The organism is Caballeronia sp. J97, from assembly GCF_905220305.1.
Classification (GTDB): domain Bacteria; phylum Pseudomonadota; class Gammaproteobacteria; order Burkholderiales; family Burkholderiaceae; genus Caballeronia.
Genome location: NZ_CAJMZL010000014.1, coordinates 139,022 through 158,210, shown reverse-complemented (window position 1 = coordinate 158,210; position 19,189 = coordinate 139,022). Strand labels below are relative to the sequence as shown.

16 protein-coding genes are annotated in these 19,189 nt (G+C 61.6%); 8 read left to right on the top strand and 8 right to left on the bottom strand.

Features of this window, described 5'->3' with window-relative positions:
* Positions 1-26: 26 nt before the first annotated feature.
* Positions 27-857, bottom strand: coding sequence for a p-hydroxycinnamoyl CoA hydratase/lyase (locus U4Y90_RS19380; protein ID WP_321796883.1), 831 nt, complete (start codon positions 855-857; stop codon positions 27-29).
* A gap of 383 nt (positions 858-1,240) precedes the next feature.
* Between U4Y90_RS19380 and mhpT the strand changes: the two genes are divergently transcribed.
* From mhpT to U4Y90_RS19365, 3 genes are read left to right on the top strand one after another with little or no spacing between them, the layout of a single operon-like run.
* Positions 1,241-2,482: a 3-(3-hydroxy-phenyl)propionate transporter MhpT gene (gene mhpT / locus U4Y90_RS19375; protein WP_321796882.1), complete on the top strand. Its 1,242-nt coding sequence runs from the start codon at positions 1,241-1,243 to the stop codon at positions 2,480-2,482.
* Positions 2,483-2,531: 49 nt separating this feature from the next.
* Positions 2,532-3,677, top strand: a complete 1,146-nt coding sequence (locus tag U4Y90_RS19370) for a porin (protein WP_321796881.1) — start codon at positions 2,532-2,534, stop codon at positions 3,675-3,677.
* A gap of 10 nt (positions 3,678-3,687) precedes the next feature.
* A complete protein-coding gene (locus tag U4Y90_RS19365; RefSeq protein WP_321796879.1) occupies positions 3,688-5,397 on the top strand; it encodes a tannase/feruloyl esterase family alpha/beta hydrolase in 1,710 nt (569 codons plus the stop codon).
* A gap of 144 nt (positions 5,398-5,541) precedes the next feature.
* Here U4Y90_RS19365 and tcuC read toward each other — a convergent pair whose 3' ends face one another.
* Together tcuC and U4Y90_RS19355 are read right to left on the bottom strand one after the other, a co-directional pair.
* Positions 5,542-6,876 carry a tricarballylate/proton symporter TcuC gene (gene tcuC / locus U4Y90_RS19360; protein ID WP_321796877.1) on the bottom strand — a complete coding sequence of 445 codons (1,335 nt, stop codon included), beginning with the start codon at positions 6,874-6,876 and terminating at the stop codon, positions 5,542-5,544.
* 210 nt (positions 6,877-7,086) lie between these two features.
* A complete protein-coding gene (locus U4Y90_RS19355) occupies positions 7,087-8,130 on the bottom strand; it encodes a LacI family DNA-binding transcriptional regulator (protein WP_321796876.1) in 1,044 nt (347 codons plus the stop codon).
* A 159-nt stretch (positions 8,131-8,289) separates the two neighbouring features.
* Here U4Y90_RS19355 and U4Y90_RS19350 point away from each other — a divergent pair, with 159 nt between their 5' ends.
* Together U4Y90_RS19350 and U4Y90_RS19345 are read left to right on the top strand one after the other, a co-directional pair.
* Positions 8,290-9,444 (top strand): L-talarate/galactarate dehydratase, encoded by a 1,155-nt coding sequence (locus U4Y90_RS19350; protein ID WP_415749384.1) that lies wholly within the window; start codon positions 8,290-8,292, stop codon positions 9,442-9,444.
* A 69-nt stretch (positions 9,445-9,513) separates the two neighbouring features.
* Entirely contained in the window at positions 9,514-10,452 is a 939-nt protein-coding gene (locus U4Y90_RS19345; RefSeq protein ID WP_321796931.1) for a 2-hydroxyacid dehydrogenase, read from the top strand.
* A 90-nt stretch (positions 10,453-10,542) separates the two neighbouring features.
* Here the strand turns inward: U4Y90_RS19345 and U4Y90_RS19340 are convergent, their stop codons facing one another.
* On the bottom strand, positions 10,543-11,310 hold the full coding sequence (locus tag U4Y90_RS19340; protein WP_321796873.1) for a hypothetical protein: 768 nt from the start codon (positions 11,308-11,310) through the stop codon (positions 10,543-10,545).
* Positions 11,311-11,643: 333 nt separating this feature from the next.
* Positions 11,644-11,985 (bottom strand): YciI family protein, encoded by a 342-nt coding sequence (locus tag U4Y90_RS19335; RefSeq protein ID WP_321796871.1) that lies wholly within the window; start codon positions 11,983-11,985, stop codon positions 11,644-11,646.
* 470 nt (positions 11,986-12,455) lie between these two features.
* Here U4Y90_RS19335 and U4Y90_RS19330 point away from each other — a divergent pair, with 470 nt between their 5' ends.
* Together U4Y90_RS19330 and U4Y90_RS19325 are read left to right on the top strand one after the other, a co-directional pair.
* Positions 12,456-13,763: an MFS transporter gene (locus tag U4Y90_RS19330; protein WP_321796869.1), complete on the top strand. Its 1,308-nt coding sequence runs from the start codon at positions 12,456-12,458 to the stop codon at positions 13,761-13,763.
* A gap of 135 nt (positions 13,764-13,898) precedes the next feature.
* Entirely contained in the window at positions 13,899-15,650 is a 1,752-nt protein-coding gene (locus tag U4Y90_RS19325) for an IlvD/Edd family dehydratase (protein ID WP_321796867.1), read from the top strand.
* 90 nt (positions 15,651-15,740) lie between these two features.
* Here the strand turns inward: U4Y90_RS19325 and U4Y90_RS19320 are convergent, their stop codons facing one another.
* On the bottom strand, positions 15,741-16,637 hold the full coding sequence (locus tag U4Y90_RS19320; RefSeq protein ID WP_321796866.1) for a LysR family transcriptional regulator: 897 nt from the start codon (positions 16,635-16,637) through the stop codon (positions 15,741-15,743).
* Between the two features lie 413 nt (positions 16,638-17,050).
* Positions 17,051-17,554: a DUF1993 domain-containing protein gene (locus U4Y90_RS19315; RefSeq protein WP_321796865.1), complete on the bottom strand. Its 504-nt coding sequence runs from the start codon at positions 17,552-17,554 to the stop codon at positions 17,051-17,053.
* 111 nt (positions 17,555-17,665) lie between these two features.
* Here U4Y90_RS19315 and U4Y90_RS19310 point away from each other — a divergent pair, with 111 nt between their 5' ends.
* Entirely contained in the window at positions 17,666-18,568 is a 903-nt protein-coding gene (locus U4Y90_RS19310) for a LysR family transcriptional regulator (protein WP_321796864.1), read from the top strand.
* A gap of 17 nt (positions 18,569-18,585) precedes the next feature.
* Here the strand turns inward: U4Y90_RS19310 and U4Y90_RS19305 are convergent, their stop codons facing one another.
* Entirely contained in the window at positions 18,586-19,047 is a 462-nt protein-coding gene (locus U4Y90_RS19305) for a helix-turn-helix domain-containing protein (protein ID WP_321796863.1), read from the bottom strand.
* Positions 19,048-19,189: the final 142 nt, after the last annotated feature.

The window sequence follows — 19,189 nt, the reverse complement described above, 5'->3', positions numbered from 1 at the left end:
CTCCGTTGATTGACCGTGCGCTTCGCTCAGCGCTTGTAAGCCTGCAAGCCGGGTTTGATCGACTTGTCATCGAGGAACTGCTTCAGGCCCTGCTCGCGGCCATGTTCGGGATCGCGCAGTTGCGCCTGATCGAGCTTCGCGTACAGATAGTCTTCATTCTGCTCCCATGTCAGTTCGCGGCTGCGCTTGAAGCCGTTCTTCGCGGCGCGCAGCACGACCGGATTCTTTTCGAGCAGCTTGGCGGCGAGCGCGATGACTTCCTCGCGCAATTGCGCGCGCGGGACGCTCTTGTTGACGAGGCCCATGTCGGCGGCTTCTTCGCCCGTGAAGGTGTCGCCGGTCATGATGTAGTGCAACGCACGGCGATGCCCGACGGTATCCGCCATCGCCTTGCTGACGAGATTGCCCGGCGGAATGCCCCAGTTGATCTCCGAGAGACCGAACACGGCTTCGTCCGCGGCGATCGCCAGATCGCATGCGACGAGCGGCGAAAAGCCACCGCCGAAACACCAGCCGTTGACCATCGCGATGGTCGGCTTCGAATACATGCGCAAGAGCTTCCACTGCCATTGACAGGCGTCGCGGCGAATCTTTTCCTGCACGATTTCCGGGCTCGAATCGACTTCCCGGAAATACTCCTTCAGATCCATTCCCGCCGTCCAGGCATCGCCCGCGCCGGTCAGCACCAGCACGCGCGCTTCCTCGTCGAGCTCGACCGCCTCCAGCACCTGGATCATTTCGCTGTTGAGCGTGGGACTCATCGCATTGCGCTTCTCCGGACGATTGAACATCACCCAGGCGATGCCGCCCTCCACTTTGACATCGACCGTTGTGTAGCGTCCTTCGTAATTCGCCATGTTTCTTGCTCCTGCTTGCGGTTTGGTGTGCGCGCCCTGAGATGCGTGCTCCGGCGACGCTTGACGTTGAATCAGGCAACCTGATGAATCGAGTTTAATATCAGGCTACCTGATATGCAAACACTTTCGAGTGCGCGTAAACGCTAACCCGCTCGCCTAGGGTATTCACCGAACGCAACGCGCTTGTACAAATCAGGTTACCTGATATTAAATACGTCCAATCCAGTCGAAGCAAAACCGCACTGCGGCCATGTGGATCGCTCGAATCGTTCGCGCCTGTTCGCATGTCCGCATTTTTATGGCTTGAATATCAGGCTACCTGATAGTTAGCCGGCGGGCGGCGCCCGTCGCGATCAATCATCCAGCGAACAACCCCAACCGACATGAAAACGACCAGAACAGTATTGACAGGAGACGGCACAGTCGCGCCTTCGAGCATTTCGAGCAGCGCCGTCGCCACACTGAGCCTGTGTTTCGCCATCGCTTTGCTCGAAGGACTCGATCTGCAATCCGTCGGCGTCGCGGCGCCGCGCATGGCGCGTGAGTTCGGCTTGTCCGTCGCGCAGATGGGTCTCGCGTTCAGTGCCGGCACCTTCGGCCTGTTGCCCGGCGCGATGTTCGGCGGGCGCCTCGCGGACCGTATCGGACGCAAGCGCGTGCTGATGCTGTCTGCGTGCATCTTCGGCCTGCTTTCCATCGCAACGGCGTTCGCCACGAGCTTTCCGGCGCTCGTCGCCGTGCGCGTGTTGACGGGCATCGGGCTCGGCGGTGCGCTGCCGAATCTCATCGCGCTCTCTTCCGAAGCCGTGCCGTTGAAGGCGCGCAACACCGCCGTCAGCGTGATGTATTCCGGAATTCCGCTCGGCGGCGTCATTGCGTCGATCGTCGGCATGATGAGCGCGGGCGATGCCGGCTGGCGTCATATCTTTTATGTCGGCGGCGCGGGGCCGCTGCTGTTCGTCCCGCTGCTGTTCGCATTCCTGCCCGAATCGAAAGCGTTCAGCCGCGCTGCGGGCCGTGCAGCGAAACCCGCGCCCGTCATCGACGTATTGTTCGGCGAGCAGCGCGCGCGCTCCACGATGCAAATCTGGATCAGCTATTTCTGCACGCTGATCGTTCTCTACTTCCTGCTCAACTGGCTTCCCTCGCTGATGGCCGCGCGCGGGCTCGGACGCGGCGAAGTGGGCTTCGTGCAGATCTTCTTCAACGTCGGCGGCGGTCTCGGCGCACTGTTCATCGGCATGTTGATGGATCGCCTGCGCGGCGGACTCGTGGTGTCGGGCATGTATGTCGGCATCATCGCTTCGCTCGCTGCGCTCTCGATCGCGCCCGGTTTCGCCGCGCTCACGGCGTCGGCGTTCTTCGCTGGCATGTTCGTGATCGGCGGGCAATCCGTGCTGTATGCGCTTTCCGCCGCGTTCTATCCGACCGCGATGCGCGGCACCGGCGTCGGCGCGGCGGTCGCCGTGGGGCGCATCGGCTCGGTGATCGGGCCGCTCGCCGCCGGGCAATTGCTCGCGATGGGACGAAGCGCGTCCGTCGTTATCGGCGCGAGCATTCCCGTGACGCTGATCGCCGCAGCCGCCGCACTGATGCTGATACGCCGTCCCCGCGCGGCCGACTGAAGTTCACCCCACCCATCACAACAACGAAAGCACCATCGGAGACGCGTCAATGCAGGTCATTCATCGGAACAGGAAGCTCTTTCTCGGCGGCGCGCTGTGCGCATTCGCGGCGAGCGCGGCGGCGCAATCGAGCGTCACGCTGTATGGGATCGTCGATACCGGCATCGAGTACGTGTCGCACGCGAATGCAGCGGGCGATCACGTGTTTCGCATGCCGGCGGTGACCGGCGAATTCCCTTCACGCTGGGGCCTGCGTGGCGCGGAGGATCTCGGCGGCGGCTATAGCGCGGTCTTCACGCTCGAAAGCGGCTTCAATATTCGCGACGGCAGCCTCGGTCAGGGCGGGCGCCTGTTCGGAAGACAGGCGTTCGTGGGCCTCAAGGCGCCCTACGGCACGATCGCCTTCGGCCGGCAATACACGATGACCTACCTCGCGTTGATGAATGCGGACGTCATCGGACCCGACATCTACGGCATGGGCTCGCTCGATGCCTACGTGCCGAACGCGCGCTCGGACAACAGCGTGACTTACATCGGCGCGTGGCAGGGCGTGACGCTCGGCGCAAGCTACTCGTTCGGCCGCGACGCCGCCGGCAATAACTCGCCAGGTCAAGGCTCGTGCGCGGGCTCCGTGCCCGGGCACGGCACCGAATGCCGGGACTGGTCTGTGATGCTCAAGTACGAGGCGCAGTATTTCGGCGCGGCTGCATCGTACGAGGAGCAGCGCGGCGGCTCGACGGCGGCCGCCAATTTCTTCGATGGCGTCACGCCCACGCCGCTCATCAACGCCGCCGACAAGGATGCGCGCACGCATGTGAGCGCCTGGGCGCAGTATGCCAGCGCGAAGATCGGTCTCGGCTGGCTCGGACGGCGCGTCGTGACCGATTCGCCCGCCTTGCCGAACGCGCGCTCGGATCTGTTCTTCGTCGGCGCTTCGTATTTCGTGACGCCGGCGTTCATCGTCGATGGCGAGGTGTATCGCATCGTCAACGCGGATCACGACACGCGCGCGACGATGGGCACGCTGCGCACCACGTATCTGCTGTCCAAGCGCACCGCGGTGTACGCCCAGGGCTCGTATCTCGCCAACAGCGCGAAGGCGCGCTACTCGGTGAGCGGCGGTGGCGGCGGCACGACGCCCGCGGCGGGCGCGGGACAGACCGGCGTCATGATCGGCGTGCGCCATTCGTTCTAGGAGACTATGCATGAACAAGACGATGATCGCGGCAATCGCATCGACGATGCTCGCCGCATGCGGTGGCGGCTCGGATGACAACGCGAACGCCCTTCCTCAGTTGAGCGCAGCGACGCCCGCGAATCTTTCCGGCACGTGCGACGCGCTCGCGGCCAGGCTCGCATTCGCGAATACGTCCTTTACTTCCGTACAGGATGTCCCGGCCGGAACACTGAGTATCGCGGGCAAGGCGGTGCCCGAGCATTGTGTGATCGCGGGCAAGATGAACGAGCGCGTCAGTTCCGTCGACGGCAAGACTTACGCGATCGGCTTCGAGATGCGTCTGCCGCTCGCATGGAACGGGCGCTTCTTCTATCAGGCCAACGGCGGGCTCGACGGAAATGTCGTCGCGGCGACGGGGGTCATCAGCGGCGGCGGCCCGCTCAATAACGCGCTGAACATGGGCTTCGCGGTCATCAGTTCGGACGCGGGGCATTCGGCCGCGCAGAATCCGCTCTTCGGGCTGGACCCGCAGGCGCGTCTCGATTACGGCTATCAGGCGGTCGCGAAGCTCACGCCGATGGCCAAGCAGGTTATCAAGACCGCCTATGGAAAGGGCCCGGATCGCAGCTATTTCGAAGGTTGCTCGAACGGAGGCCGTCACGCGATGGTCGCCGCCGCGCGCTACGCAGCGGACTACGATGGCATCATCGCGGGCGATCCGGGCTTTCATCTGCCGAAGGCGGCGATCGGCGAGATGTGGAGCGCGCAGCAGTTCGCCAAGGTCGCGACCGCGAACACGACCGGCGGCCTGCCCGACATCAAGACGGGCTTCACCGCGCAGGAGCGGCAACTCGTGGCGTCGCGCATCATCGCCAAATGCGATTCGCTCGATGGCGCCGCCGACGGCATGGTGCAGGATATCAAGGCGTGTCAGGCGAACTTCGACCTCGCGCGCGACGTGCCCACGTGCTCGGCCAATGTGCGCGACGGGTCCTGTCTGACGGGCGCGCAGAAGGATGCGATAGGCCAGGTGTTCTCGGGCGCGCACAACAGCGCGGGCACGGCGCTCTATGCAGGCTTTCCCTACGATGCGGGCATCAGCGGCGCGAACTGGGCACTGTGGAAACAGAGCAATTCGATCACGCTCGATCCGGGCGCCGCGGCGTTCACGTTCACGACGCCGCCGCAAAGTGCATCGCTTCTGAGCCAGTTGTCGGCCTACGCGCTCAACTTCAGCATGGACAACGACGCGCCGAAGATATTCGCGACGAGCGGCGTGTACGGTGAGGCCTCGTGGTCGTTCATGCCGCCGCCTGACGAGACCAACCTTTCCGCATTGAAAAAACGCGGCGCGAAGCTCATCGTCTATCACGGCACGAGCGATCCGGTATTTTCCTCGAACGACACGACGGACTGGTATCAGCGACTGACGACCGCCAACGCGGGCGACGCCAGCGGCTTCGCGCGTCTCTACACGGTCGCGGGCATGAACCATTGTTCGGGTGGCCCGAGCGCCGATCAGTTCGACATGCTCACGCCGATGATCGCGTGGGTCGAGCAAGGCAAGGCGCCCGACAGCGTGACGGCGACCGCGCGCGATGCAAGCAATGCCGTCCCTAACAGCGAAGTGCCGGCTGACTGGGGCGCCGGACGTGCGCGACCGCTTTGTCCTTATCCGAAAGTGGCGCGATACAAGGGCGGGGACTTGAATTCGGCCGGCAGCTTCAGTTGCGGTTGAGCAGTTCAAGGCTTTCGACCCAAGCAGCGTAACCGGCGCCGATAGTCGAACGCCGGTTTCAAAGGACTTGGAAGAGTGCGAACTTCCATCCATCGGCCGGGCGCTCTTTTCGCCCGGCCTCGCAACATCGGCAACGTCGTTCAATCAATGCAGTTCTGCTTTCTGACGTGCCGCGGTCTTCTTCCGGTCCAGCGCAAGCGCGGCAATGAGGCTGATGGCGGCGTTCACCGCAAGCCAGACGCCGACCATCGCACTGCTATGGAAGGCATGCGTCAGCCAGGTGAGAATCGCGGGCGTGAAGCCGCCCAGCACCGCGGCCGCCACTGCCTGGGCGAACGCATAGCCGGAGGTGCGCGCATTGGGCGGAACCAGTTCGACCATCGTCGCGACCTGAACGGCGCTGTACGACGCATAGATGAACGAGAACCACAGTTCGACGACCGCGAACTTGAATACGGTGGCATGCGCGGCGAGCCATGCCATCATCGGATACGCGGTCAGTGCGGCCAACAGCGTGACGACGATCAGCACGGTGCGGCGATTGAAGCGATCGGCCACCGCCGCCATGATCGGCAGCCACACGAGGACGGACAGGCCGCCGAAAAACAGAATGAGGAAGCCGGCCGCCTCGCCGAGGTTCAGGCTCTTGATGAAAGTCGGTGCATAGGTGGTGATGGTTTGGGACGTGACCGTCGCCATGGACACCATGCCCATGCAAAGGATGATGGTCCGCCAGCCCGATACGAGACTGGTGCAGATCTCGGAGACCTTGGGCGCCTTCTTTTTCGCCGAGAACACCGAGGTTTCGGTGAGGCTGGAGCGCAGCCAGAACATGACCGGGATCACGAGACATCCGAGCATGAGCGGGATACGCCATCCCCATGCGTGCAGTTCGCTCGGTGCCAGCCAGTAAAGCAGCACGAGGCCGACGAGCGATGCAGCCATCACGGAGATCTGCTGGCTGCCCGCTTGCCAGCAGGTGTAGAACGCGCGCTTTCCGGGCGGGGCGATTTCAGCGAGATAGACCACGACGCCACCCAGTTCCGCGCCGGCGGAAAAGCCTTGCAGCAAGCGGCCGAGCAGCACGATGACCGGAGCGGCGATGCCGATGCTCGCGTACGAAGGCGTGCATGCCACGGATATGATGCCGAGCGACATCAGCGACAACGCGAGGATCAGGCCTTTGCGACGGCCATGACGATCCGTGTATGCGCCCAGCACGATGGCGCCGACGGGCCGCGCGAGAAAGCCGAAGGCGAAGGTCATGAGCGACATCATCAGCGAGATGTATTCGTTGTCGCTCGGGAAGTAGGTCTGCGCGATGTATCGGGCGTAGTAGCCGTAGATCATGAAATCGTAGATTTCGAGCGCATTGCCCGCCACGACCTGGATGATCGGTTTGACCGCTACTTTCGATTCCCGGGCGCTCGCGTCGGTGGGCGGCGCTAGGTCCGTGGAGGCGACCGCAGTATTGTCCATCGTCTACTCCTGTCAAAGTGAATCACCGCCGAACCGCCCGCGCGATGATGATTGCGCAATCATTTAAACGAATGATTGCGCAATCTTTTCATCGTGGCAAGTCGGGTTAACGTGCAACGCACACCCTCTCGACGGGCAGCATCGCGTGAATTCAGCTTTTCTTGGAGACCATGCCGACGGTGGCGAAGCACGCACAGCGTGTAGCACGCGTCACGCGCTTTGCCGATCGACGATCGAAAAACCGGTATCCAGCCGCACGGCGACCGGGTGTGTGTCCGATTCGGCGGCAAAGCGGGCGAGCAATGCGGCGGCGGCGTTCTGCCCGATCGTCGCCCCGTCCACGCGAACCGTCGATAAGGACGGATAGACATGCGCGGCGGTGCTCAGATCGCCGAAGCCCATCACGGCGATGTCGCGCGGCACTTGCAGGCCGCGGCTCGCGGCCTCGGCGAGCACGCCCTGCGCAAGAGTGTCGGAACTGCAGACGATGATTTCGGGGCGTGCCGAAGCCATCATCCTGCTCAGCCCTTCCCGGCCTTGCTGCAAGGTTGCCGGCGCCTGCAGCACTTCGAACGGCACATCGGTGTTGCCGTGGCGGGCCAATTCGTCGATCAGGCTTCGGCAACGGCGCAGCCCGCGCGGATCGTCGACCGACACGACCCCGAATCGCCGATATCCCTTGCCGAGCAGATGCCGCGCCACTTCGACCCCGACTTTCTCGTGCGAGAAGCCGATGACCATATCGATAGGCTCGTCCGTCAGATCCCATATCTCGACGACCGGAATCCTCGCTTTCGTCAGCCGGTCGATGGTCGCGTCGGTGTGATTCGTTCCGGCGAGCACGATGCCGTCCGGGCGGCGGCCAAGGATCGCTTCCACGAGCGTCTCTTCGGTCGAGGTGGAATAACCCGTGAGCCCGAGCAATGTCTGGTAGCCCGACGCGGTCAAGCCGTCCATCAGTGCCTGCACGGTGTCCGAAAAAATGGAGTTGGCGATCGTCGGCAGCAGAATGGCGACCAGACGGCTCCTGTTGCTCGCCAATCCACCCGCCAGCATGTTCGGCACGTAGCCCGTCGCTTTCACGGCGTCGAGCACCTTTTTCGCGGTGTCGCTGCGTACGAGCTCGGGCCGATGCAACGCTCGCGAAACCGTCATCGGCGCGACGCCGGCCACGCGGGCGACATCGATCAAGGTCACGCTCGCCGCCTGATCCGACAGCCCGGGAGACGGTTCGCGTGCGGACTTCTTAGCCATGCCGGTTCCTGTTTGTCACTCACCGTATCAGTGTAAACCACGGTGATTGCGCAATCAAATTCGCTTGAATGATTGCGCAATCATTGTATGATCGAGTCATGCGCCTGGAGCTCGAAGCTCCGCTTCCCTTCGCTTCCGACAGGACACCCGTTCATGAACATGATCAACTCGCTGCCCGAGACCGCCACGACCAGCTGCATCACGTGGATAAGGATCGCCTCCACCTTTCTGCCACTGGCGAACCCGATCAGCGACGCCAAGGTGCTCACCGGCCGTCAAAAGCCGATGACTGAAATCGCGATTCTCTTTGTCGAAATCGAGACGTCCGACGGCCATCGCGGTCTGGGCTTCAGCTATTCGAAACGCGCCGGCGGTCCGGGCCAGTTCGCGCACGCCAGGGAAATCGCACCGACGCTGATCGGGGAAGATCCGAGCGACATCGCCAAGCTCTGGAACAAGCTCGCGTGGGCGGGCGCGTCGGTGGGCCGCAGCGGCATGGCGGTGCAGGCGATCGGCGCGTTCGACGTCGCGCTGTGGGATCTGAAGGCCAAACGCGCGAACCTGTCGCTGGCCAAATTGCTCGGCTCGCAGCGCGACTCCGTGCGCTGCTACAACACTTCCGGCGGCTTCCTCCACACACCGCTCGACCAGTTGCTGACCAACACCGATGCTTCGCGCGAAAAGGGCATCGGCGGCATCAAGTTGAAAGTCGGCCAGCCCGACTGCGCGCTCGACATTCATCGCGTCGAAACGGTGCGCGAGCATCTGGGCGACGCGTTCCCGCTGATGGTCGACGCGAATCAGCAATGGGACCGGCCGACGGCGCAACGCATGTGCCGCACCTTCGAGCAATTCAATCTGGTGTGGATCGAGGAGCCGCTCGACTGCTACGACGCCGAAGGTCATGCCGCGCTCGCCGCACAGTTCGACACGCCGATCGCCACCGGCGAGATGCTTACCAGCGTCGCCGAGCATTGGGAGTTCATCCGCCAGCGCGGAGCCGACTATCTGATGCCGGATGCGCCGCGCGTCGGCGGCATCACCCCTTTCCTCAAGATCGCCGGACTGGCCGAACACGCAGGCCTGATGCTGGGCCCTCACTTCGCGATGGAACTGCACGTGCATCTCGCCGCCTGCTATCCGACCGAACCGTGGGTCGAGCACTTCGAGTGGCTCGAACCGCTGTTCAACGAAAAGCTCGAGACGCGCGACGGCCGCATGATCGTGCCGACACGCCCCGGACTGGGATTGACGCTCAGCGAGCGCGTCGGCGGATGGACGGCCCAGGAAGTCGAGATCGGCCACCGCGCCTGATTCCCCGAACAAGACGGCAGCGGTGCGGATATGCGCGGCCGTCCGTATAAACATTAATATGCATATCTAATCATGTCAGACATCCTGCTGATCAATCCCGTTCTTCCCGACATCGACGCTTCTCTGTGCGCGTCCTATCGCGTGCATCGCTATTACGAGCAGGATGACAAGGACGATTTCCTGCGCGCGGTCGGCAGCCGGATTCGCGGCGTCGTGACGGGCGGCGCCTCCGGCATCGACAGAGCCTTGATGCAGAAGTTGCCTGCGCTCGAAGTGGTGGCGGTCAACGGCATCGGGACCGATGCCGTCGATCTCGAACAGGCCCGCGCTCGCGGCATTCATGTGTCGACGACACCCGGTGTTCTGACCGATGACGTCGCCGACCTCGCGATCGGCCTCCTGATTGCCGCGTGCCGCGGTCTCTGCGCCGGCGATCGCTACGTTCGTCAGGGCAAGTGGGGCAAGAGCGGCTTGCCGCTTGCCCGCAGGTTCAGCGGCATGCGCGTCGGCATCGTCGGGCTGGGACGCGTCGGCCGCGCAATCGCCACGCGCGCGGCGGCCTTCGGCTGTCCCGTCAGCTATACAGACTTGCGCGAAGTTCCGGATGCGCCGTACGCCTACATCGATGATCTCGCAGACCTCGCGCGCGCGAGCGACGCACTCGTGCTCGCCGCATCGGCCGACGACGCCGAAGGCATCATCGATGCCCGTGTGCTCGACGCGCTCGGTCCGACGGGCTATCTCATCAACGTCGCTCGCGGCAGGCTCGTCAACGAACGGGACCTGATCGAAGCGCTCGAAGCGGGTCGCATTGCGGGCGCGGGCGTGGACGTTTTCGTGGACGAGCCCCATGTTCCGCCCGCCCTCTTCGACATCGAGCAGGTGACCCTCCAGCCGCATCGCGGCAGCGCCACGGTCGAGACCCGCAGGGCGATGGGTCACATCGTGCTCGCCAGTCTCGCCGAGGCATTCGCGGGCCGCAGGCCGGCGACCAGCGTCACGACCTGAGCGTATGTCAACGCCCGTTTCGCGTGCCCATCCCCGGTAGACGGAACCGTTCCCCCGAACAAGGAATGACCATGGAAGCAGAGTCGCCGCTCACCGTGCGGACAAATAGAATGTCTGGTCCCGTTGCGGGGTCACGCCGACGATAGTGAGCTGGCCGCTTATGACGGTCGCTTCGACGGACATCGACACGTTGTTGAGCGCACACAAGGCGCCAGTAAAGGTCAACGTGCCGTCAAGCAGATGCTTGCCGGTCGATCGCGGTTTGAAGCTGCCGGTGAACGTACAGGCACTTTGCGTGCCTGTGGCCGTGCCGTCGGTGGCGAACGTAATCGTCGAGATCGGCGTGACGCCCGACTCGCTGGTCCACGAGCGCGCGACATCGCTGATGGCGATCGGCGTATCGTACGTCGCGTTGTAGTTGCCGTTAAAGCTCGTGGCGGTCGTATCCGGGGCGACGTAAAGGCTCGTAGTCGCTGCTAGCGTGCTCTTCGTAGAGAAGTTGCCGGACAGGGAGCCGGCGCGAATCGCGCCAAGAGTGTGGAAGCCGACCGTCGCCGAATCGGTGAATGCGCCGTCGGTTGCCGTCATGATGCCCTCGATCAGCCAGACGAACGAGCCGCCGTTTGTAAAGATGCTGTAGTACTGACCGGTCTCGAGAACGATAGTCTGCGCCGCAACCGACTGCGACGAATTCACCGAGCCGTACCAGATGCCTTCCGGCAACGCATGGGAGGTGTTAGCGACGCAAGACTTCTGCAGAGTATTGAGGTCGGAGACGCAAGTCTGGTCGTCATTCCCGCCGCCACACGCAGCGAGTACGGGAAAAGCGAGCAGCGCGAGCTTCGATACAAGTTTCATGGCGTATTCTTAGTGTTCGGAGTGAGCACAGGCTGCCGCCCTTCAGGGCGCGCCGACAATGAGATAACGGAAGATCACCCGAAAACTTTAATGCGGGGACGCGCGATAGCTTGTCGAGTGATCGAAAAATGCATCCCGCGATGTCAAGTCGAACACTTGTCGGCGTCAAAAGGCTTCTGTCCTCCGCGAGGCAGTCGCTTGAATGGTTGAGTCACGGTGCTGGCGAATGGCTGCAAATGGCCGGGCCCCGCCGAAGACCGACGGGCGCGCCCTCACAGTCCTCGGACGGCGCTTCACAACCTCCTCGTTCGCCTCGGGCTGTGACCTCGCCGGTCAGCTCTCCGGGTCGTATCCGAACTCGCGGAGTTCCTGCGAGCAGCGGCAGGCTTCGGCGATCTTCGCGGCCCATAGGACGGCGGCTTCGCGCGACGGCAGTTCCAGGACACAGAAGCCGCCGTCGAACTCCCTGGTCTGCGGGTAGGTCTCGTTCGTGACGGTGCCGTCGGCGGCGACCATCAGCGGCGCGACGTCCCCATTGATACCGCCGCCGAACACATAGACGCCGGCATTCTTCGCCTCTCTTATGACGGCGTGAGCCGCTTCGCTGACCGCGGCCATGTCTTCGTCGGCGATGTTCATCGCCGATCCGGGGAAGGAGATAAGGAATTTCGTCATCGTTCGATCCAGGCAAGAGACATTCAAGCGGCTCGATTTCAAACGGCACCGGCCGCTTTCAGCGGTACACGGATGAAGAAGGGGATAACGCTGGCGTGGTTTCTCGCGAGCATTGCCCGCATCGGGCGGGTGACTGCTCGGTGAAGCAAATGAAGCCGATGCAAAGTTATGCGGACCGCAATCGCACCGGCGAGCCCTATCCTCATATCTTTTACATCAAACGTGTGAACAGCAGACCATAAAATTTTTTCGTTCTGAACTACACGCCCTCTCCTTCATTGCCAGAAGGCGCTCCTGCATATTCCAACCATGGATTGTCAGAGGCAGCGCCCTACTGCCTGACTGCGGTCCGGTCCGAGCGATTCACCGAAATCTGAAAGTCAACAGTGCAGGCTGAGCGCTCCCAAAGCACGAGGGGCGGCATGCCGTCGTCGAACGCTCAAGGTACGACGATAAATCAGGAGACAACGATGTTCTCACACCCCGCAATGTCTGTGGACGCTAATCGCGCCTCCGCGGATGCTACGTTTCGAAAGGCGGCCTGGCGCTTCATGCCGCTTCTGTTTGTCTGCTACGTTGTCGCTTATCTGGACCGCGTGAACGTAGGGTTTGCAAAGCTCCAGATGCTGAACGACCTGAACTTCAGCGAGGCTGTCTACGGTCTGGGGGCTGGCCTGTTCTTCGTCGGCTACTTTTTCTTCGAAGTTCCCAGCAACCTTTTGCTTCACCGCGTCGGTGCGCGCCGCTGGATCGCCCGCATTATGGTGACCTGGGCGATTCTCTCGCTTGCAACTGCGTGGGTCACAACCCCGACGATGTTTTACGTTGTCCGTTTCCTGCTTGGCGTTGCCGAAGCAGGATTCTATCCGGGGATGATTTTGTACCTGACTTATTGGTTTCCGTCTCACCGTCGCGGAAAGATGATGGCCGTTCTCACTGCGGGCAATCCTGTCTCAGGAATGCTGGGCGGCCCTCTCTCGGGCCTGATCATGCATTCTTTCGCCGGACTGCTGGGTCATGCCGGATGGCAGTGGCTCTTCGTTATCGAGGCCGTACCGGCGATCGCGCTTGGGATCACCGTCTATTTCTTCCTGGACGACCATGTGAAAGATGCGAACTGGCTCAGTGAAGAAGAGAAAGCGCAGATCATGCAGGAAATCAACGGCGACGCGGCCAGGCGCACGCATGGCTCGGTCAAGGACGCATTCTCCTCCGGTTGGGTTTGGCTGCTGTGTCTCATCCTTTTCGGAATCGTTATGGGTTCCTATGCAATCGGCTTCTGGCAGCCGACCATCATCAAGGCTTCCGGCGTGAACAATCCGCTGACGGTCGGGTTGCTCACCGTGATACCGTACACCTGCGCTCTTATCTCCATGATTCTGGTCGGTCGTAGTGCGGATCGTAAGCGCGAGCGGCGCTGGCACGTTAGCGCTCCCGCGCTCGTAGCAGCGCTTGGGTTCTGTGTCTGCGCCGTTAGCGGCAACCAGTTGTTGCCAGCAATGATTGGCCTGTCACTCGCTGCGGCGGGCATCATTTCGGCACTACCGATGTTCTGGGCACTGCCCACCTCGTTCCTCGGCGGCACCGCTGCGGCAGCGGGTATCGCACTCATCAATTCGACGGGCAATCTAGCCGGATTTGTAAGTCCTTCGGTGATGGGCTGGCTCAAAACCGAGACGCATTCCTTGACCTCAGGCTTGTACCTCGTCGCAGGATGTCTGACACTCTCGGCAATACTGATTCTGGCGTTCCTTCCAGCAAAGGTGGTGAACCGGTGACGGATGCAGGTTGGCTGCAAAGCGTCGTGGTCGATCGTTGAACGTTGAACGTCAGTTCGCCATAGTGCGCAAACTTTCCACAGCGCACGTAATGAAGTGGGCGCCAGCAAGCAAGTGCAAATTTTGGAGAAAGTCATGGCTGAAAAAAAAGTTGTACCGCAGACCCCCGCAGAAACGACTGGCATGAAGCGTGGACTGACCTCATACGGTGATCAAGGGTTCTCGCTGTTCCTTCGGAAAGCATTCATCAAAGGTGCTGGCTACACCGACCAGGCCCTTGACCGCCCCGTCATCGGAATCGTGAATACCGGCAGTGGCTTCAATGCATGCCACGGAAACATGCCGCAACTCGTCGAGGCGGTGAAGCGTGGTGTCATGCTGGCGGGTGGCTTGCCGGTCGACTTTCCGACCATCTCGATTCACGAGAGCTTCTCTTCGCCCACATCGATGTATCTGCGAAATCTGATGTCGATGGACACGGAGGAGATGATTCGTGCGCAACCGATGGATGCAGTCGTGCTCATTGGCGGGTGCGACAAGACCGTGCCGGCGCAACTGATGGGCGCCGCTTCTGCCGGCATTCCCGCCATCCAGCTCGTCACCGGTGCGATGCTCACAGGGTCTCATCGAAGCGAGCGCGTTGGCGCATGTACGGACTGTCGCCGCTACTGGGGCAAGTTTCGTGCAAACGAAATCGACCAGGAAGAGATCAACGACGTCAATAACCAACTCGTGGCGAGCGTGGGAACGTGCTCGGTCATGGGTACGGCTAGCACGATGGCGTGTATTGCCGAAGCCCTGGGCATGACTGTTCCTGGCGCAGCGACCCCGCCCGCGGTTACGGCCGACCGAATCCGGGTCGCGGAGCAAACAGGCACGACCGCTGTCAAACTAGCCAGTGAACGACTGACCATCGACAAAATTCTTACGCCAGAGGCATTCGAGAACGCGATGCGCGTGCTGCTGGCTATTGGTGGATCGACCAACGCTATCGTGCATCTCAGCGCAGTAGCCGGTCGTCTCGGTCATAAGATCGACCTCGACGCACTCGACCGGATGGGGAAGGAAACCCCAGTCTTGCTCGACCTGAAGCCGACCGGTCAGCACTATATGGAGGACTTTCACAAGGCGGGTGGAGTCGCCACTTTGCTGCGTGAATTGAAGCCCTTGCTGCATCTCGACGCACTGACCGTAAGCGGTCACACGCTCGGCGAGCAGATTGAGGCGAGTGGCCCCGGTTTCAGGCAAGACGTGGTGCGCCCGATGTCGCAACCTATCTATCCGCAGGGTGGATTGGCGGTTCTCCGTGGCAATCTCGCGCCGGGCGGCGCAATCATCAAACAATCCGCAGCTGACGCAAAGTTGATGGAACACGAGGGCCGTGCGGTCGTGTTCGAGAATGTCGAAGATCTTATCAACCGCATTGACGACGAAGCATTGGATGTGAACGCTGACGACGTCCTGGTGCTCAAGAACATCGGGCCAGTAGGTGCGCCGGGAATGCCGGAGGCCGGATACATTCCGATCCCCCGAAAGCTCGCACGGGCCGGCGTGAAAGACATGGTCCGCATCTCCGACGGCCGAATGAGCGGAACTGCGTTCGGCACGATTGTCTTGCACGTTACACCCGAGGCAGCCGCCGGTGGAACGTTGGCATACGTTCGAAACGGCGACCGAATTCGTCTCAGCGTATCGAATCGAGAGGTGTCGCTGCTTATCTCCGACGAAGAACTCAAGCAACGCGCAGAGGATACGCCGATTGTTCGGCCGACAGCCGACCGCGGTTACCGCAAGCTCTTCTTGCAAACAGTGACGCAGGCAGACGAAGGGGTGGACTTCGATTTCCTGCGGGCGGCCAGTCTTCAGAAGGACAACCCCTCTGCGTGAGCAAGCAGGTCCGAGGCAATGCAAGACGCCTCGGACCTCGCGGGGTCGAAGTCTCGCGCAGTTCCAAGACTTCTCGCGGTTATACCGACCTCACGATGGCATGTCGTCGTGAGGTCGGTTGAACGCGGTCGCCGCGGCCTCTGAGAATAACTTCACTAACGCAAACCGAGGCGAGTGCCGCGCGATAGCGAGCCCGATACGACGTACCGGTGCGCGTTCGGGAAGTGAAATGCGAGTAATGGCCAGGCCGCTCGTCCACAACGAAGGCCAATCGGGCACCAACGATACGCCGAGCCGCTTGTGAACGAGCGTCGCGATTGCGAGCAATCCGTCAATTTCGAGTCGCTGCCTCGGGTGCAGATCGTTGTCGCGCAAATAGCGATCTGCCAATTGGCCGCCGAGGACGGAACGGGCGTATCGAACGAAGGGCTCGGACGTCAGCAGCTCATGTGCGTCTCGCCCGGCCATCGATACAGGCGCCACCACAATGAGTGGTTCTTCAGTCAGTGGGTGCCATTCGCATGTTTTGGGCATCGCGAATTGAGGCTCGACGACGATGGCGACGTCGAGCTCCCCAGAACAGACTTTCTTGCAGAGATCGATCGAGCTTCCCGTGTCGACGAAAATCTTCAGATCGGGATACGAGGCGTAGACGCGCTGCAAGACGGACGGCAAGACGCTGACCATCGCCGACTGGAACACGCCGACTCTCAGTTCGCCTATCTGCATTTGGCCATCTTGCGCCATGGCCTGCATATCCCGGACGGCACGAAGCAGTGCATGCGCGCTGTCCAGCACTTTCACGCCTTCCGCCGTCGGTCCAACGTTGCGCCCTGCGCGTTGAATCAACGTCGTTCCGAGGCTTTCTTCGAGCGAGCGAATTCGCGCGGCAACGGCTGTCGCCGTCAGCCCAAGGCGTCGCGCTGCTTCGGCGATGGAACCACTCTCCACCACGGCGACGAAACTCTGCACATAACGAATGTCCATGATTGATTTTATGACACAGGAGAGTTCCCCGGTAGTCGCTATCGCTGGCGCTTTTCGCAATGGGTCAGAAAAGCTATCGGACCGCACAAATATTCTTCGGTCTGAATTAAAGGATTTATGGTTCTTCGAGGCGACTCTTTGACGATACTTCTGGCTTCGAAGTGCCGGCGCCTCCAAGAGGCCGCATAAACACGAGACCATGATGAAAGTAATCGATGACAAGCGACGTAGTGGCGTTTCACTCGTCGGATGCGCGCATGCACCTTCAAGTTCGGTTAGACGCTGGTGAAGGCGAATGATCGGAGTTCCGTTTGAGTCGTCGAGCCTGCTGAATGACCGCAAGGCGATATCCACACGCGGTCGCGCGACGATTCGGTTCCGGCTGCGCCCCTGGACTCGCGTTGTCCCGGCCATCAAGCATCGAACGAATCGACGGGCCCGATGAAGTCCTTCTTCACGAGGTCGACACCATTCGTGCGCAAGATCGCGTAAGCCATTGCGACATGGAAGTAGATATTCGGAATCACGATCTGCAGCAGGTAGTTTTCGCCGGTCAGCTTTCCGGGCACCCACGACACCTTCACGATCCGATCGGCCGCGTCGGCGTATTGCCCGGCTGTCACGCTTTCGGCGAAGTCGATCGTCTTGCGCAGGCGCGCACGCGCTTCGCCCAGCGTTTGTTCGTTGTCTTCATGTCGCGGAGGCTCCTGTCCCGACAGCCACGCGGCCCCACCCTTGAGATAGTCGCAGGCGCTTTGTATCTGATAGAGCAACCCGCCCATGTCGGGCGCGAGCCGGGTCGACAGCAGCACGGCGACATCGAATTTCTTCGCGTTCGCGAAGCGCTCGGCCTTGTCCAGATATGTCTCCATCGATCGAACGGCCTCGATGCATTGCGCGATAGCTTGTGCATACATGGGGAATCTCCAGAAACAGATGCGGACGCAGTTGCGCCGCTGCGGGCCACTTCACCTACAATACTGCGACGAAATTCTGCGTGAGCAAGCGCTGTGGACCGACTGGAAGCCATGGAAATGCTGGTGACTGCCGTGGACAGCGGAAGCCTGTCGGCGGCGGCTCGCGAGTTGAAGATCCCGGTCAGTACGCTCACCCGCAAGGTAGCCGACCTCGAGGCGTTGCTCGGAACCCGGCTGCTCATACGAACCACGCGCAAGCTCACGTTGACCGATGCAGGCATGACTTACGTCGCAGCCGCGCGACGCATTCTCGAACTCGTGCGTGAACAGGAACACGAAGCCACAGGCGAGTTTTCGACCGCGCGAGGCGAACTGGTCGTCACCGCGCCCGTGCAGCTTGGCCGCCTGCACGTGTTGCCGGTCATCAACCGGTTCCTCGCTCATTACCCGGATATTACGGTTCGACTCCTTCTCTCCGACCGAAACATCGACCTGATCGATTCGCACGCGGATCTCGCCGTGCGGATCGGCGAGCTGCCGGACAGCAACATGATCGCGACGCGCATCGGCTCTTTGCGTCCGATCGTGTGCGCGAGTCCGGGCTTCCTCACCAAAATCACGCCTCCGCGCGAACCCGACGAACTGCTGAAGCATGCATGCGTGGTCTTCAACAGCCCGTATCTGTCGCCGTGGCGCTTTCGGCTTCCGTCGACTCAAAAGGTCTACCTGCTGGAAGTGAAGCCCCGGCTCGAAGTCACCTCGCCCGACGCGGCAGTCAGCGCCGCCGCGGATGACGCAGGCTTCACCTACGTGTTCGAGCACGACGCCGATGAAGCGCTCCGTAGCGGACAACTCGAAATACTTCTGCCGCAATTCGAGATCGATCCCGTACCCGTTCATCTGGTTCATGTATCGAGAAATCTCATGGCGATCAAGCTGCGGCATTTCATCGACTTCGCTGCTCCGAGACTCAGGGAATCGCTGTCCCGATTCGGCAGGCAGAAGCGGCGCTGAGTCCCGACCGCCAACGCTCACGATTCCTCGGCCGGGTCGCCCAGCACCCGCTCATTGCGATTCTCGATGACATCCCGCGTTTTCTTCGTCGCGCCGGGGCCGGCGGCAAAGCGGACGTCGCGGTAGCCCAGCGGCTGTCCGTCCGTGCCGCGAACCTTCAGTGTCTCGACCGGCCTTCCGTTCGCATCCTCGACCAGTTCGATGGGCGGCTTTCCGTTCGGCCTGAGCCATTTGTCGCCCCATTGCATCAGCGCGACCAGCACCGGGTATAAATCCGCGCCTTTAGAAGTCAGACGATAACCGAACGTATTCGCGCGTTCCGCCACCGGGAAGCGTTCGAGGATATCCAGTTCGATCAAGCGCTCGAGCCGTGCCGTCAGAACATTTCGGGCGATACCCAGCCCGCTCTGAAACTCGTCGAAGCGCCGGCTGCCCTGCGTGCACTCGCGCACGATCAGCAGCGTCCACCACTCGCCCACTTCATCGAGGGCGCGAGCGATCGAACAATCCATTCCGTCAAAGCGTTTTCTATACATGGTGCACAGATGCTAACTCAAGTTTCATGACGCAACTTAACCGGTTTTCAGGGAAGAGTTTCCCGGTTTCGGCCCGTACCGTGAC